Origin of the sequence: Microvirga sp. Mcv34 (assembly GCF_024519725.1) — a bacterium.
GTDB lineage: Bacteria > Pseudomonadota > Alphaproteobacteria > Rhizobiales > Beijerinckiaceae > Microvirga.
On record NZ_JALJRK010000033.1, the window covers coordinates 10,991 to 26,025 of the forward strand.

Sequence of the window (15,035 nt, forward strand, 5' to 3'; positions counted from 1 at the left end):
CACCCGCCTCTGCCCAGGGCTTCCACTCCCGTGCCCGCCTGATCTCGGGCGGGCAGCAGGGCGACGCCTGGCTGGCCGGAATCGAGATCACCCTCGATCCCGGCTTCAAGACCTATTGGCGCAATCCGGGCGATTCCGGCCTCCCTCCCCGGTTCGACTGGTCCGGGTCCGAGAACGTGGCCGATGTGGAGATCCGCTATCCTGCCCCGTACCGGCATGAGGATGCGGCGGGCGTGGCCTATGTCTACGGCAAACGGGTCGTGCTGCCGGTTGTCGTCAAGGCCCGGGACAGGGCCAAGCCGGTCAGACTTGTGATGACGGCGGATTACGGGGTGTGCAAGGACATCTGCATTCCGGCCCAGGCCGACATGAGCGTGGACCTGACGGTCGACGGCCCGGACCGCCGCGCCATCGAGGCGGCCTTGGCGAAAGTGCCGCGCCCGCAGGGACTGGGAGAGGCGTCGGACCTGTCCGTCCTGGCGGTCGCGCCTGTCGCCAATGATAAGCCGACCTTCTCGGTGACGGTCCGCGCTCCGGACGGAGCCAAGCCCTCCCTCTTCGCCGAGGGGCCGGAGAACTGGTACTTCTCGACCTCCCAGCCCGACGATGCCAACCGTTTCACGATGACGGTCGAGGAGAAGCCCAAGGACGCCCAGTGGCCCGCTTCCGTGCGCCTGACGCTGGTGGCGGGGGACAAAGCCATCGAGACGGAACTCAGCCTCGACGGCAACGGGCAGCCGCGCTAGGGAAAGACACCCTATCGGTTTCAGTTCGGAGATTAGCCCATGCCCATCCAGGTTGGAGAACGCCTTCCCCAGGTCACCTTCCGCATCATGACGCCCGATGGGCCCGTGGCCAAGACGACGGATGACCTGTTCAAAGGCCGCAAGGTGGTTCTCGTCGCCGTGCCCGGCGCCTTCACGCCGACCTGCCACCGCAACCACCTGCCCGGCTACGTGCACAAGAAGGACGAGATCAAGGCCAAGGGCGTCGACGCGATCTTGGTGACCTCGGTCAACGATGTCTTCGTTCTCGAAGCCTGGGGCAAGGCCTCCGGCGCCGAGGGCATCGAGTTCCTGTCGGACGGCAACGCGGACTTCGCCAAGGCCATCGGCCTGTCCATGGACGGAACGGGCTTCGGCCTCGGCACGCGCTCCCAGCGCTATTCCATGGTCGTCGACGACGGCGTCGTGAAGGCGATCAACGTGGAGGACGCCCCCTCCAAGGCGCAGCATTCCGGCGCCGACAACATCATGAAGGATCTCTGATCCTTAGACTCCTGGTGTCATTCCCGGCCGGAGCGCAGCGGAGGGGAAGGGAATCCATCTGCACGCTCCGAACCCTGGATCCCCTTCCCTCGCTTCGCTCGCCGGGGATGACAGTGGAGCACTTTTCATCATCCTGAGATGGCCGGCATAGGGCCGGCCATCACGTTGGAAAGGACGAGCCCCGAAAGGTCAGGCGCCCACTCTCCGGCCGCTCTTCTTGAAGGGCTTCATGGCGGCGACGGCCAATTCGTCGACGCGGATATTAGTCGGATCATCCGCGTGTCCCTTAACCCAATGCCATGCGACGTCGTGGCGGCGAGCGGCCTCGTCGAGCGCGCGCCAGAGATCCTCGTTCTTCACCGGCTTGTTGTCGGCCGTGCGCCAGCCGCGCCGTTTCCAGTTGTGCATCCATTGCGTGATGCCCTGGCGCACATATTGCGAATCCGTGAACAGATCCACCGCGCAGGACCGCTTGAGGGCATTCAGCCCCTCGATGGCGGCACGGATTTCCATGCGGTTGTTGGTGGTGTGAGCCTCCCCGCCGGAGATCTCCTTCTCGCTGCCCTTGAAGATCAGGATCGCACCCCATCCGCCCGGTCCGGGATTCCCCGAGCAGGCGCCGTCCGTGTAGATCGTTATGCGTTCCGGGGCGCTCATGCTTCGAGTCCGTATTCGCGCGCATGCTTCACATGGCGGTGGAAGTTAAGTTTTCGGTCGTATTCCAGCGGGTCCTTCGGCTTGACCAGCGCCCCCGGCGGCACGTTGAGCCAGTCCACCAGGCGGGTCAGCATGAAGCGCATGGCCGAGCCGCGGCAGAGGACCGGCAGGGCCTCGACCTCGTCCGCGTCGAGCCTGCGGACGCTCTGATACCCCGCCAGCATCGCCCGGCCCTTGGTGAGGTTGAACGAGGCGTCGATCTCGAAGCACCAGGCATTGAGGCAGATCGCGACGTCGTAGGCGAAGGCATCCGTGCAGGCGAAGTAGAAGTCGATCAACCCTGAGACCTCGGCCCCGATGAAGAACACGTTGTCGGTGAACAGATCCGCATGGATGATGCCGGACGGCAGGTCGTGGGGCCATGCCTCCGCGAGGCTCGCGAGTTCCCGCCGCGTCCGCTCGGCCAAGCCCGGCGACACCGTATCGGCTTGAGCCTCGGCCTGCGCGAAGAGCGGGGCCCAAGCATCAAGGGACAGGGCGTTGGGCCGCTGCAGGGAGAAGTCCCGGCCGGCCAGATGCAGCTTCGCCAAAGCCGCCCCGAGGGCGCCGCAATGCTGCGCCGTGGGGCGGCGCACCGCGATGCCTTCGAGGAAGGTGATGATGACGGCCGGCCGCCCGGCGACCCGGCCCAGGGCCTCGCCCCGGCGGTTGTCGACCGGAAGCGGGCAGTTGAGCCCCTTGAGCGCCAGATGCTGCATCAGCCCGAGGAAGAAGGGCAGATCGCTCTCCCGCACCCGCTTCTCGTAGAGGGTGAGGATGTAGGAGCCCTTCGTGGTGTGAAGGAAATAGTTCGTGTTCTCCACGCCCTCGGCGATGCCCTTGTAGGACAGGACCGTGCCGATGTCGTAGGTTTCGAGGAACGCCGAGAGCTCCTCGTCGCTGACTTCCGTATAGACCGCCACCGCTTACTCCGCCGCCTGCTCACGAAGCTCGCGAGGCAAAGGAAAGAACACGCTCTCATCCGCCGTCGACACGCTCTCGACCGACACCTCGAAGCGCTCGGCGAAGGCATCGATGATCTCCTCGACCAGGATCTCGGGCGCGGAGGCCCCGGCCGTGATGCCGAGACTGCGGATAGAGCCGAACAGGCTCCAATCGATGTCCTCGGCCCGCAGGATCAGCCGGACCAGGGGGCACCCCTCTCGTTCGGCCACCTCGCGCAGGCGCTGGGAATTGGATGAATTGGGCGACCCCACCACGATCATGGCATCGACCTGGGGCGCCACGCGCTTCACCGCGCCCTGACGGTTCGTCGTGGCGTAGCAGATGTCTTCCTTGTGCGGGCCGACGATGGACGGGAACCGGGCCTTCAGGGCATCCACCATGTCCTGGGTGTCGTCGACCGAGAGAGTCGTCTGGGTGACGAAGGCGAGATTATCCGGGTCTAGGGGATGGAGTCGGGCGATGTCGTCCACGGTCTCCACCAGGGTGGCAGCGCCTTCGGGCAACTGGCCCATGGTGCCGACCACCTCCGGGTGGCCGGCATGGCCGATCAGGATGATCTGGCGGCCCCGCTTGTAATGGACCTGCGCCTCCCGGTGCACCTTCGTCACAAGTGGACAGGTGGCGTCGATCCCGAAAAGGTTGCGGGCCTGCGCCGCCTCCGGCACCGCCTTGGGAACCCCATGGGCCGAGAAGATCACCGGAGCCTTCGTGTCGGGCACCTCGTCGAGTTCCCGGACGAAGACCGCGCCCTTCCGCCTCAGGTTTTCCACGACATATTTGTTGTGCACGATCTCATGGCGCACATAGACCGGCGCCCCATGGATCGCGAGCGCCTTCTCGACCGCATCGATGGCACGGACGACCCCGGCGCAGAAGCCGCGCGGGGCACAGAGCAGAATGTCGAGAGAGGGCTTCGTCATGATCCGGCGATGTGGCGAGACGAAGCCCCTCCTGTCAAGCGGGAGCGACGCTTATTCGCGGCGGAGGACTTGGCATCCCTGTCCCCTCTCCGAACGGAAGAGGGAAAGGGGAGGCTTTTTCACCACCCTGTGCGGCACGGCACAAAACACGGCATTGCTCGGCAAGAAACACTCGCCCTCGCTCCTCATAATCCCTAGAAAGGTGAAGCAGCCCCTCACGTCCCTGATCATCCATGGCCTCCACCGCTTCCCATGTCAGCTTCCTGCCGCCCGTCCTGACCTTCTGCGGGGCGGCCGTCGTGGCCGTGCCCGTGTTCCGGCTCCTGGGCTTGAGCGCCGTCCTGGGCTATCTCGCGGCCGGCGTAGCCATCGGCCCGTCGGGCCTGAGCCTGGTGGAGGATCCGCAGACCATCGCCACCGTGGCGGAACTGGGCGTGGTGCTGCTCCTGTTCATCATCGGCCTCGAGCTGAAGCTGTCCCATCTCTGGGAGATGAAGCGGGACATCTTCGGCCTCGGCTTCGCCCAATTGGCCGTGACCACCCTCTGCCTCGGCGGCGCGGCCTATGCGATCGGCTTCACGCCCAAGGCCTCATTCGTCACCGGCGCGGCCGTGGCGCTCTCGGCCACGGCTATCGCCCTACAGATGCTCGGGGAGCGGAACGACCTGCAGACGCCTTACGGCCAGCGCTCCTTCGCGATCCTGCTGTTCCAGGACCTGTCGGTCGTTCCCCTGTTGGCCGTTTTGCCGCTTCTCGCCTCGGGCGCGGCCGCGGAGCACGGCTCGCTCACGGACCGCCTCCTCTCCGTCGGCGAAGCGCTGCTCGGCATCGGGGCGGTCGTGCTGATCGGCCGCTATGGGCTCAACCCCTTCTTCCGCATCCTCGCCCGCAGCGGCGCCCGAGAGGTCATGACCGCTTCGGCCCTGCTCGTCGTGCTCGGCGCCGCCCTGCTCATGCAGGAGGTTGGGCTCTCCATGGCGATGGGTGCGTTCCTGGCGGGGCTGCTGCTCGCCGAATCGAACTTCCGGCACCAGCTCGAGGCCGATATCGAACCCTTCCGCGGCATGCTGCTCGGCCTGTTCTTCATGAGTGTGGGCATGTCGATCGACCTCGCCCTCGTCCGCGAGCAATGGCTGCTGCTCGCCCTCGCGACACCCGCCGTGATCATCGGCAAGAGCCTTCTCATCGCCCTCCTGTCGCGGCTGTTCGGCGCGAGCTGGCGCGATGGGCTGCGCTCAGGAGCGCTGCTGTGCACGGCGGGCGAATTCGCCTTCGTCCTCCTTCCCGTCGCAACGGGCCTGGGCCTCATGTCAACGGCCGAGGCGCAGCCCGTCACGGCGCTCGCCGCCATCACCATGCTGCTGGGTCCGCTCCTGTCGACCTTCGTGGAGAGAATGGTCGCCAAGGCCGGTGGGAACGAGGAACAGCCCGACGATTCGGGCCTTCTCGGTCAGGAAGGCGAACTCGAAAGCCGCGTCCTCGTGATAGGCTTCGGTCGCTTCGGTCAGATCGTGAATCAGGTTCTTCTCGCGCAGGGCATCGAAGCGACCGTGATCGACAAGGATGTGGAGCGCATTCGCGATGCGGGACGCTTCGGGCTGCAGGTCTATTACGGCGATGGAACACGCCTCGACGTGTTGCGCGCCGCCGGGGCCGAAAAGGCCGAGATGATCTGTATCTGCATCGACGATCACGATGCCATTCTGAAGATCATCGAGATCATTCACGAGAATTTCCAGAATGCCCGCAGCTTCGTCCGCGCGTTCGATCGCATCCACGCCATCGAACTCATGAACCGCGACGTGGATTACCAGATCCGCGAGGTGTTCGAATCCGCCATCGTGTTCGGACGGGCCGCCCTCGAGGAACTCGGGACCGAGCCCGAGGCCGCCGCGTCCGCGGCCAACGACGTGCGCAAGCGCGATATCGCGCGCCTCGTGCTGCAGAAGGAAGTCGGCTCCATGGGCGGCGCCGAACTGGTTGTAGGGTCCAAGATCACGCCCGAGCCACTCACCGTTCCCACGGGCCGGGCCAGGGCTCTCAGTCCCGAGACGCGAGATATTCTCGGCGAAGGCGTGTTGTGATGGATTCCAGTCCCTCAGTGAAACCGGCCGATCCGCCGAGCGAGCCGCCGCGCTTCGTCGTCGGCTCGACCATGCGCCATGTTCTCGTCATGACGGGAACCGGAGCAGCCGGCCTCGTGGCGATCTTTATCGTCGACCTGGTATCGCTATTGTACATATCATGGCTGAATGACCCGAGCCTGACGGCCGGCGTCGGCCTCGCCACTGTGGTGATGTTCTTCACGGTCTCGATCAATGTGGGCCTGATGATCCCCATCGGGGCGCTCGTCTCCCGCGCTCTCGGGGCTCGCAGGCCAAAGGACGCGCGCCGGTTGGCGACGTCGTGCAGCATTCTCATGGCGGCTGTCGCCGCCATGGTCAGCCTGATCATCCTGCCCCTGTTGCCCACGATTCTGACCACGATCGGCGCCAGCGAGCAGACCTACGAAGTGGCACGGAACTTCCTCTGGATCGCGCTGCCGACCAACGTTCTCATGGCTATCGGCATGGCGTTTTCCACCGTCCTGCGCGCGGCGGGCGATGCCAAGCGCAGCATGTACGCGACCTTGTCCGTCGCCGCCGTCACGGTCGTCCTCGATCCCATCCTCATCTTCGGGCTGGGCCTGAAGACCAACGGCGCGGCAATCACTATCAACATCGCACGCGTCGCCTATGTCTATGTGGCTTTCCTCTTTCTGACGCGGGCTCACGACCTGCTGAAGCGCCCCAACTGGGCTGCGCTCGTCGCAGACGCACGACCGTTCTTCGCCATCGCGATTCCGGCCGTTCTCACCAACATCGCGGCGCCCGCGGCCAATGCGTTCTTCACGGGCGTGATGGCCCGGTTCGGCGATCAGGCGATTGCCGCGTCCGCGATCATCGACCGGGTCACGCCGGTGGCGTTCGCAGGAGTCTTCGCGCTCGCCGGCGCCATCGGCCCGGTACTAGGGCAGAACTGGGGTGCGCAACGCTACGACCGCATGAAGCAGACGCTCAGGGACGCGCTGACCTTTACCATCGTCTATGTGGGCAGCGTGTGGCTGATCCTTGTCCTCGTGCAGGTTCCGATCACGCGGGCTTTCAATGCACCTCCGGCGACCGCCGAGATTGTCCAGGTCTTCTGCCAGCTCAGCGGCTTCATCTGGTTCTTCGTCAGCCTGGTCTTTGTGGCGAACGCCTCGTTCAACAACCTTGGCTATCCGCTGCTTTCTACCTTCTTCAACTGGGGCCGGGCCACCCTGGGGATGATCCCCTTCGCCTATTTCGGCGCGGAAATCGGCGGGCCCAAGGGTGCCCTCGTGGGGATCGGGGCGGGGTCCGTGGTGTTTGGGATTGCGGCCGTCATCACTGCGTTCTGGACAATCCGGCGTTTGGAGAGGCAAGCTGTCCTCGCGATGTGATATCCTGCAGAGCGTTTCGCATTCGAGGAGGCTGCCATGTTCAACTGGTTCGATCTGATGCGGCAAGCCCAGACCAGTGCAGCCCTGGCCTCCCTCGCACAGCAGTTCAACCTGTCGGGCGATCAGACCCAGAAGACCATGGCGGCTTTCATGCCGGCCTTCACCATGGCGCTGCAGCACGCCACCGCGTCCAGCGACCCGGCCCGCTTCTTCCAGCCGATGATGAGCGGCGCCTTCCAGAATTTCTGGCAGGCCGCCGGGAGCCCCTTCACGCCGCAGGCGCAGCAGGAGGGCAGGCGGCTGCTGGACCAGCTCTTCGGCTCCGACGAAGTCAGCCGCCGCGTGGCCCATCAGGCCGCCGATTATGCGGGGATCAGCACCGAGACCATGCAGCAATTGCTGCCGCTTCTGGCGGGCATCATGGCCGGAGGCATGTCGCACTGGATGGCCGCGCACGCACAGGCTCTGCAATCCTTCGCGTCCTCGAAGGACAAGCCCGGGGGTGCCAATCCCTGGGCCGATCTCTGGGCCGGATGGATGACGGCAACGACGCCTGAGAAGAAGCATGCCAACCCGTTCGAGGACATGATGGCGAGCGTTCTCAAGACGCCGCCTCCCAAGGCTCCGCAGGAGGAACTCCCTGCCGCCCCGTCCTTCGACGAGATGATGGAAAAGGGACGCGATATGCAGCTGCAATATCTCGCGTCCCTGCAGTCAATCTTCACCGATGCCTGGCAGAGCCAGGACAAGAAGGGTTAGGCGCAACGCTTGATCGACGTCACCATGGGAACCACGGGTCGGACCGGCTTCGCCGGATAGTCGGGTCTCTCGGCGCGAGAGTGTCGCTCCGCACTTCGAACCAACACCCATGACGGGTTACGGATGAGGGGCTCGTCGAGCGCACCCGTCACATCGCTCCGGGTCAGGCCGATATCCGCGAGCATCCGATCGTCGAACTCGGCCAGATGCCTCACCTCCCGGCGATGCTTCAGCGCGACGAGGAAATTCGTGAGCGTACGGGCCACCAGCGCAAGGGTGGCCGTTCCCGAGAAGGCCGTTGATGGTAATGTAGACCGTTTCATCGGAGATCTCCGTGCTCTCACGTTCGATTCATCGGCTTTAGAACGCTGTGGAACGGGCATTCCAGGCATTCGAGGCGTTTCAGGATGTTTCAACGGCTGTTCCAGGAGCGTTTCAGGAAGTTTCGCTGGAACGTTTCAGCGCGTTCCAGCATACGTTCCGGTTAACATTCCACGGCGTTCCCGATTTTCCATGGAAGCCCATGTCCGCGGCCTTCCAGACAACCCATTGATTCACCTAGCTTTTTTCAGGACATGAAGATCGTACCAGGCAACTATCATCACTTGAAACGATTGTTTGAGATATGTATCATCAACTTGATTGATGATGAGGGTGTTGCTATGCATCTGCTTGATATCGACCAGCTCCGGACCTTCGTGGCCATTGCCGATACGGGGTCGTTCACCCGGGCGGCGGAGATCGTGCACAAGACGCAGAGCGCCGTGTCCATGCAGATGAAGCGGCTGGAGGACCGGGTCGGCCGGGCCATCTTCGAGCGCGACGGGCGCTTGTCGAAGCTCACGGACGAGGGCGAGCGCCTGCTCGACTACGCGCGTCGGATCGTGCGGCTGAACGCGGAATGCATGGCGTCCTTCAACGAGCACGAGCTGACCGGCCGGGTGCGCCTCGGCCTTCCCGACGATTACGCCGACCGCTACCTGCCGGAGATCCTGGCCCGCTTCTCGCGCTCCAACCCGAAGGCCGAGGTGACGGTGATGTGCGAGCCGAGCCACAACCTGATCGAGCGCGTGCAGCACGGCGACATCGACCTGGCGATCATCACCCATGTGGACCGGCGCGGCCCGTCGGAGATCGTGCGCATTGAGCAGCTTCTGTGGGTGACCTCGGCCCGGCACGGGGTGCACGAGGAAACCCCGGTGCCGCTGGCGCTCGGCCGCCCGAACTGCGACTGGCGCCACTCGGCCACGGAGGCGCTGGAAAGCGCCGACCGCGCCTTCCGCGTCGCCTATGTGAGCTACCACTCGACCGCCGTGGGCGCGGCCGTCCTGGCGGGGCTGGCGGTGTCGGTGCTGCCGGAGAGCGCCGTGCGGCCCGGCATGCGGATCCTCGGGCCGTCCGACGGCTTCCCGGCCCTGCCCTCGTGCAAGATCGGCCTGATCCGCGCCCGGGGCGAGGAGAACCCCCTCGCCGACGCGCTCGGCTTCCACATCAAGCAGTCGCTCGACAACCTCGGCTCGACCCGCGCGATGGCGCCGCTTGCGGCCGAGTGATCCCGCCTACTTCGCCGCCGGCCGGCGCAGCACGAGCACGTTGCCGGCGAGCGCCAGCACGACGCCGATCACGGCGAGCGGCGTCCACACATAGCCTTCGAGCAGGGTCGAGACGGTCAGCGCCACGATCGGAAACAGCACCGTGGCATAGCCCGCCCGCGCGGCCCCGAGGCGCCGCAGCAGGGTGAGGTAGGACATGAAGGCCAGCACCGACGCGCCGATGGAGAGATAGATGAGCGAGCCGATGTATTTCGCCGTCGGCTCGATGATGAAGGCGTTGCCGCGCAGGAGGTTCAGCGCCAGCAGCACCGCGCAGCCATAGGTCATGCCCCAGGCGGTGGCGGAGAGAAGCGGCACGCCCCGGCGCTGCACCGTCGTCGAGATCATGTTGCCCGAGCAGAAGAACAGCGTGCCCATCACGCAGAGCGCCAGGCCCTTGAGCGCCGCCGCGTTGAAGCCCGCGCCGGTGATTTCCGGCCAGAACAGGAACAGGATTCCCAGGACGCCGACCACGCCGCCGAGCGCCACGCGCGGCTCGACCCTCTGCCGGAACACGAGGAAGCCGAGCACGAGGTTGAACACGGAGGCGAGCGAGAACACCACCGAGAGCAGCCCGGACGGCACGCTCAAGCCGCCGTAATAGAACGAGATGAAGTTGAACGAGAACAGGCAGCACCCCACCGCCGCGAAGCGCAGGTGATCGGCCGCCGGAAAGCGCACCCGGTGCCCAGTGGCGAGCACCCAGGCCCACATGAGCGCGGCCGCGAGCAGGAAGCGCCACAGCACCGACATTTCCGGCGCCACCACCCCGAGCTGCGCCCGGATCCCGATCCAGCTCACGCCCCACAGGAAGACGGTGGCGGCGTAAAGCCCCAGGGTCGTCCCGTCGAGCCCCTTCAGGCTCTGACCCGGCATGGCGGCGCTCGCGTGGCTCATGGCATTCCCGTCCCCTCTCGAAGGCCCCGGAATACGCCCGCGAACGCATCAGCACAAATGATGATAACTGATCGATTGCCCTTGGAACGGTGATGAAACGTTCCAAGAAATTCCCCAAGGGAAACTCCTGGAACGCCCCGCTGAAACGGCGCTGGAACGGTTGGAACGGCTGAAACGGGCGTTCCAACGGGATCGGACCAAAGGGTTGAGATATTGCAGGCAGAACGAAACTTCATATCATGGCGCCGCCATGTGAGAAGCCTATGCCCTATTACGTCTATCTCCTCGCGAGCCGCCGCCACGGCACGCTCTACTTGGGTGTGACGAACGATCTTGCGCGGCGAGTCGACGAGCACAAACGCAAAGGCGTTCCCGGCTTCTCGGCCCGCTACGACGTCTCCCGTCTCGTCTGGTACCAGGTCTACGACCGGATCGACGAGGCCATCGCCCGCGAGAAAAGCCTCAAGAAGTGGTGCCGCGACTGGAAGATCACCCTGATCGAGGAGATGAACCCCGATTGGTCGGACCTTTATGCCAGCTTGAATCGGTGAACCACGGCCCTTCCGTCCCTCCCCGTCATTCCGGAGCCACCGTCCCGTCATTCCGGGCGAGCGTGAGCGAGAACCCGGAACCCATACCCACTAACGATTGCAGAAGGCCGCGTGACGCTGCTCGCTCTTGCTTTCTATGTCGAGGTTATGGGTTCCGGGTTCGCGCCGCAGGCGCGCCCTGGAATGACGGCGGCAGCCCAGCCTTGACGGCTCCGCTCCTCACATTATAATGTTCATCTTTTGTTCTTGAATGTCGAAGACCGATTGCCATGACCTCTCCCTCTTCCCCTGTCCCGCCCGACCCGGACCACGCGAGTTCGTCGGGGTTCCGGGTAAAGCTCCCCCCGGAACGGATTGTCCTGTTGCGCGAATGGGTGGAATGCACCACCCGCCCGTTCAAGAAGATCGGCCAGGAACTCGGCATCTCGCCCGCGACCATCTCGCGCTATGCCAAGGAAGGCGGCTGGACACGCCCGGCGGGGTCGGCTCCGCCGCCCGCCATCGTCCGGCGCAATTCGGCGCCCGCGCCCCGGCGCAACGACGCCCCGCAATCCTCCCCGGCCCCGCGGCGCCGCCCCGCCGCCTCGGCCCATCCGCGCGAGCACATCGTCGAACGGCTCTGGAGCCTCGCGGAGCGCCATGCCGAGATCCTGGAGACCCAGCCCATCGAGCGCGCCGAACGCTCCCTCCAGACCCTCGCCCGCCTCACCCGCACCCTCGGCGAGATCGACCGGCACGCCCGCCCGTCCCCTCCTGCCGGCGACGAGCCCGGATCCGAATACGAGATCGACGCCCCCAAACCCCGCCGCAGCCTCCACGAGCTGCGCGACGAACTCGCCGCCCATCTGGAGCGCATCCAGCGCGAGGAAGGCTATGGCTGGGAGGTGCGGGAATGGTGGTTCATGAATGGCGAGGGGATTTAGATGGAAGATATCGATGAGGGTGAAATTTTGCGTTCCTCTACTATTAACCCAAAGAAAGTTTCGTGTTGTGGGAACGTAGTGGGTTTATATAGCACTCGCGAATGCAAACCGGTAAATGTGAGCTTCCAATCTCCACTTAGACGCTTGACCTTCCCAGCAAAGCATTAGTCCGATAAACATAAGCGGACCAAAATCTCCAAACTCCTAAATGAGTATGGATGAAAATAGTAAAAGGGCAGACATGATCGCGGAAAATACAAATGAAAGACTTCTTGACGAGCTCAATGAGGAAGAGTCGGAAGCGGCCCAAATCGAAGAACACACTTCGACTGACAGTGATATTGAAGCACAATTCAGCAGCCAGCCGTTTAGGGTCGTATATCAGTCTAATAATTTTCTTATTCCTCAAATCCGCGACTTAATTATGGGCGGAGACGCTGTCAACTTGCGCCCCGAATACCAAAGGCGCTTGAGATGGACCGAAACTCAAAAGTCTCTTTTGATTGAATCACTACTACTGAACGTCCCGATCCCTCCAGTGTTCTTTTTTGAGAACGATCTAGCTCGTTATGAGGTTATGGACGGTCAGCAGCGTCTCAATGCAATCAAAGAGTTTCTCGAAGGCGATTTTGCACTTCGTGGTCTAACCGTATTATCAGACTTGAATGGTCGCAGGTATAGCAAGCTTCCCCCTCGCGTAAAGCGCAGTCTGGATCGTGCCTCAATTTCTGCGATCGTCCTGCTTCAGGAGTCGCAGGGTAAATTGAAAAAGGCGGGCACAACTCGCTATTATGAATTAAGAAGATTCGTATTCGAGCGTCTAAATACAGGCGGAAAAAGGCTTAACGCCCAAGAAATCAGAAACGCAATATATGGCGGCGAATTCAATGAACTGATCATCCGCCTCTCTCGAAATGACGTTTTTACCAGTGTTTGGGGCATACCAAAATACACAAACTCAGATCCAAATGAATACTATGAAGAACCTGATAGGCAGAAAAACAATCTTTATAAGACAATGGGCGACTGCCAGATTGTCCTCAGGTTCTTCGCATTGGAGCAGGATGAGTACATTCAAGGCTCCATGAAATCTATGCTTGATAAGTGCATGGAGCGCTATTTAGACATCTCACATGCAGAAGCTGATCGCTTAGGAGAGAGGTATCTTTCGAGGCTTGGTCTAGCAAATGAACTTTTCGATGGCCGCCCATTCGACCTTGATGGCGACAAACCAAGCAGCCGCCCCTCCGCAGGTGTATATGATGGCGTGATGGTGGCTCTTGATCGACTGTGGGAACATCGTGATGCCCTTCGTGCAAAGAAAGCAGCCATTCAAGAACAGTATAGTAATCTTCTTAGAGCGCAAGCACATACCGGAAAGCTCACTGGAGCCGCAAATACCGCACAAGACATCAAGGACCGGATTAATCTTTTACAAAAGATGTTTGTCGGTGTGGTAAACGCATGATAACTGCTATTGACCTCGAAAGTCCGTTCTTGGATTTCCAAAAGCGAATTAAGCACTTGCGCGCCATTATGGTAGCAATTGAAGTCTCAGCGAAAACCCCACTCCCCAGCACGCCCCATCGCGCCGATGTCGACCTATCCATTATAGGCTTAACAACAAGTAATACTACCAATTCTATGTGCATAGTATTCCTTGCATCAAGTTTTGAAGAGTTTTTCAGAGAAGAAATCACACAATGTGGCAATTATATTGCATCTAAATACAGCTCAATATCAGAAGACATAAGGATTGCGCTTCGTGGCTCATATTGGCAGATCTGTATTGAGCGGTTACGCTTATCTCAAAATATCATAACCAAAAATAAGCCAAGGTCCATTGATCTGAAAGTTGTTACGGAGGCCCGTTCGATCCTTGAATCCGCAACAGGCTTTCCTATTGGAAATGATGCTACTACAATCAATGGAGCATATTTTCCGCATCACAGCCGAAACTTCCGACCTCATGTAGTCGAGGAGATTGCAGCTAGAATTGGATTGAGCAATTTACTCCAGCGTGTATCTGACTCAAATCGTTTAAGAGCTCATTTCGGCGTTACCAAGAAAGCGGAAGTTGAGCCAAAGCTTCGCGCAAAACTTGAAAGTTTTTATATAACCCGAAATGATATCGTGCACTCTCTAAATAGTTCTACAGGATATGGTGTAGATTACGTCTTTGACTATATGGAATTTCTAGAAATATTTGCAGAATCCGTCAAGAACACGCTCCACCGACACGTATCCTCTTGGTAAAAGAGAATAATGGCCAAAATTGATATGCACACGAGCGATGAATCATAGGCAATACGCTAAGCACAATGAAGCCTTACAATATCTCCGCACGCTGAGAACATGCTGGTTCAGTGCAGATGTAGTTGACTGGCAAATCTGAAAGCCATGCGACGCGACATTGTCCCAACTCTTAAAGCGCAGAGCGGGATCGTGCACCAACTGAGCGAAACATTTCTTGTACATACTTGCGCGTACTCAAATCTATGATCGCCCCGAGTAGTCTCCTGCAAACAGGCCCTAACCAGCAAAAGCACCTCTTTCGATCATTCCGGGACGCACATTTAGTGTGACACTGCCCCGCGGGGCAGCACCGAAGGCTTAGAGACACATAACCGCGACGTCATAGGAAACAGTGCGTCGGGTTGCACCTCTGTCTGCACCGCCAGTGTGCATGGGTTCCGGGTTCGCCTGCGGCGCCCCGGAATGACGGGGAGCGCGCAGGCACTAGCACAGTGTCCCCATTGACCCCATACCACTGTTACGTGTTATCTCGTCACCGGAGCCAACTGTCCCCGGCTCTGGGGCGTCAGAACCCCTCACAAGGCGGCTGGTATCGGCCGTCAACGATGCCTTCCCACCTTACGGTCGGGGAGGTGCTGTCGCATGTCCAGGGCGAAAGCCTAAAGGGCAGCGCGGTCGTCCTTGTGCGGCTTCTGAACTCCCCGGCCACCAGCTCCCGCTGGTGGTCGTCTCGACGAAGGGAGT

Annotated in this window: 15 protein-coding genes; 10 read left to right on the plus strand and 5 right to left on the minus strand. The window is 61.6% G+C overall.

Going from position 1 to position 15,035, the window contains the following annotated elements:
* Positions 1-746, plus strand: a 746-nt coding sequence (locus OC446_RS17245; protein ID WP_262030258.1) for a protein-disulfide reductase DsbD domain-containing protein, incomplete at its 5' end; no start/stop codon positions are given.
* Between the two features lie 39 nt (positions 747-785).
* Positions 786-1,268 (plus strand): peroxiredoxin, encoded by a 483-nt coding sequence (locus OC446_RS17250; protein WP_262030259.1) that lies wholly within the window; start codon positions 786-788, stop codon positions 1,266-1,268.
* 189 nt (positions 1,269-1,457) lie between these two features.
* Here the strand turns inward: OC446_RS17250 and rnhA are convergent, their stop codons facing one another.
* The 3 genes from rnhA to ispH are packed head-to-tail and all read right to left on the minus strand — an operon-like array spanning position 1,458 to position 3,850.
* The gene (gene rnhA / locus OC446_RS17255; RefSeq protein ID WP_262030260.1) at positions 1,458-1,925 is read right to left on the minus strand and encodes a ribonuclease HI; all 468 of its coding nucleotides are present in this window, start codon (positions 1,923-1,925) and stop codon (positions 1,458-1,460) included.
* A complete protein-coding gene (locus OC446_RS17260) occupies positions 1,922-2,887 on the minus strand; it encodes a homoserine kinase (protein ID WP_262030261.1) in 966 nt (321 codons plus the stop codon). The genes rnhA and OC446_RS17260 overlap by 4 nt, the downstream gene beginning before the upstream one ends.
* Positions 2,888-2,890: 3 nt before the next feature.
* Positions 2,891-3,850, minus strand: coding sequence for a 4-hydroxy-3-methylbut-2-enyl diphosphate reductase (gene ispH, locus OC446_RS17265; protein WP_262030262.1), 960 nt, complete (start codon positions 3,848-3,850; stop codon positions 2,891-2,893).
* Between the two features lie 233 nt (positions 3,851-4,083).
* On the opposite strand from ispH, the gene OC446_RS17270 reads away from it, so the two are divergent.
* The 3 genes from OC446_RS17270 to OC446_RS17280 are packed head-to-tail and all read left to right on the plus strand — an operon-like array spanning position 4,084 to position 8,072.
* Positions 4,084-5,934, plus strand: a complete 1,851-nt coding sequence (locus OC446_RS17270) for a monovalent cation:proton antiporter-2 (CPA2) family protein (RefSeq protein WP_262030263.1) — start codon at positions 4,084-4,086, stop codon at positions 5,932-5,934.
* Positions 5,934-7,313, plus strand: coding sequence for an MATE family efflux transporter (locus OC446_RS17275; RefSeq protein WP_262030264.1), 1,380 nt, complete (start codon positions 5,934-5,936; stop codon positions 7,311-7,313). The genes OC446_RS17270 and OC446_RS17275 overlap by 1 nt, the downstream gene beginning before the upstream one ends.
* Positions 7,314-7,349: 36 nt before the next feature.
* Positions 7,350-8,072 (plus strand): DUF937 domain-containing protein, encoded by a 723-nt coding sequence (locus OC446_RS17280; RefSeq protein WP_262030265.1) that lies wholly within the window; start codon positions 7,350-7,352, stop codon positions 8,070-8,072.
* On the opposite strand, the gene OC446_RS17285 is transcribed toward OC446_RS17280, so the two are convergent.
* Complete coding sequence (locus tag OC446_RS17285) at positions 8,069-8,395, minus strand: DUF1127 domain-containing protein (protein WP_262030266.1); 327 nt, start codon at positions 8,393-8,395, stop codon at positions 8,069-8,071. The genes OC446_RS17280 and OC446_RS17285 overlap by 4 nt on opposite strands.
* Before the next feature lie 339 nt (positions 8,396-8,734).
* Between OC446_RS17285 and OC446_RS17290 the strand changes: the two genes are divergently transcribed.
* The gene (locus tag OC446_RS17290; RefSeq protein ID WP_262030267.1) at positions 8,735-9,625 is read left to right on the plus strand and encodes a LysR substrate-binding domain-containing protein; all 891 of its coding nucleotides are present in this window, start codon (positions 8,735-8,737) and stop codon (positions 9,623-9,625) included.
* A 6-nt stretch (positions 9,626-9,631) separates the two neighbouring features.
* Here OC446_RS17290 and OC446_RS17295 read toward each other — a convergent pair whose 3' ends face one another.
* Positions 9,632-10,561 (minus strand): DMT family transporter, encoded by a 930-nt coding sequence (locus tag OC446_RS17295; protein ID WP_262030268.1) that lies wholly within the window; start codon positions 10,559-10,561, stop codon positions 9,632-9,634.
* 263 nt (positions 10,562-10,824) lie between these two features.
* Here OC446_RS17295 and OC446_RS17300 point away from each other — a divergent pair, with 263 nt between their 5' ends.
* From OC446_RS17300 to OC446_RS17315, 4 genes are all read left to right on the plus strand, one after another.
* Positions 10,825-11,112: a GIY-YIG nuclease family protein gene (locus OC446_RS17300; protein WP_262030308.1), complete on the plus strand. Its 288-nt coding sequence runs from the start codon at positions 10,825-10,827 to the stop codon at positions 11,110-11,112.
* Between the two features lie 269 nt (positions 11,113-11,381).
* Positions 11,382-12,035 carry a hypothetical protein gene (locus OC446_RS17305; protein WP_262030269.1) on the plus strand — a complete coding sequence of 218 codons (654 nt, stop codon included), beginning with the start codon at positions 11,382-11,384 and terminating at the stop codon, positions 12,033-12,035.
* Between the two features lie 241 nt (positions 12,036-12,276).
* Positions 12,277-13,503 carry a DUF262 domain-containing protein gene (locus tag OC446_RS17310; RefSeq protein ID WP_262030270.1) on the plus strand — a complete coding sequence of 409 codons (1,227 nt, stop codon included), beginning with the start codon at positions 12,277-12,279 and terminating at the stop codon, positions 13,501-13,503.
* Positions 13,500-14,291, plus strand: coding sequence for a HEPN domain-containing protein (locus OC446_RS17315; protein WP_262030271.1), 792 nt, complete (start codon positions 13,500-13,502; stop codon positions 14,289-14,291). Before OC446_RS17310 ends, OC446_RS17315 begins: the two co-directional genes overlap by 4 nt.
* Positions 14,292-15,035 lie beyond the last annotated feature (744 nt).

Coding starts and splice junctions, on each gene's coding strand:
- OC446_RS17250 (WP_262030259.1), top strand. CDS start 786: ATGCCCATCCAGGTTGGAGAACGCCTTCCCCAGGTCACCTTCCGCATC.
- rnhA (WP_262030260.1), bottom strand. CDS start 1,925: ATGAGCGCCCCGGAACGCATAACGATCTACACGGACGGCGCCTGCTCG.
- ispH (WP_262030262.1), bottom strand. CDS start 3,850: ATGACGAAGCCCTCTCTCGACATTCTGCTCTGTGCCCCGCGCGGCTTC.
- OC446_RS17270 (WP_262030263.1), top strand. CDS start 4,084: ATGGCCTCCACCGCTTCCCATGTCAGCTTCCTGCCGCCCGTCCTGACC.
- OC446_RS17275 (WP_262030264.1), top strand. CDS start 5,934: ATGGATTCCAGTCCCTCAGTGAAACCGGCCGATCCGCCGAGCGAGCCG.
- OC446_RS17280 (WP_262030265.1), top strand. CDS start 7,350: ATGTTCAACTGGTTCGATCTGATGCGGCAAGCCCAGACCAGTGCAGCC.
- OC446_RS17285 (WP_262030266.1), bottom strand. CDS start 8,395: ATGAAACGGTCTACATTACCATCAACGGCCTTCTCGGGAACGGCCACC.
- OC446_RS17290 (WP_262030267.1), top strand. CDS start 8,735: ATGCATCTGCTTGATATCGACCAGCTCCGGACCTTCGTGGCCATTGCC.
- OC446_RS17295 (WP_262030268.1), bottom strand. CDS start 10,561: ATGAGCCACGCGAGCGCCGCCATGCCGGGTCAGAGCCTGAAGGGGCTC.
- OC446_RS17300 (WP_262030308.1), top strand. CDS start 10,825: ATGCCCTATTACGTCTATCTCCTCGCGAGCCGCCGCCACGGCACGCTC.
- OC446_RS17305 (WP_262030269.1), top strand. CDS start 11,382: ATGACCTCTCCCTCTTCCCCTGTCCCGCCCGACCCGGACCACGCGAGT.
- OC446_RS17310 (WP_262030270.1), top strand. CDS start 12,277: ATGATCGCGGAAAATACAAATGAAAGACTTCTTGACGAGCTCAATGAG.
- OC446_RS17315 (WP_262030271.1), top strand. CDS start 13,500: ATGATAACTGCTATTGACCTCGAAAGTCCGTTCTTGGATTTCCAAAAG.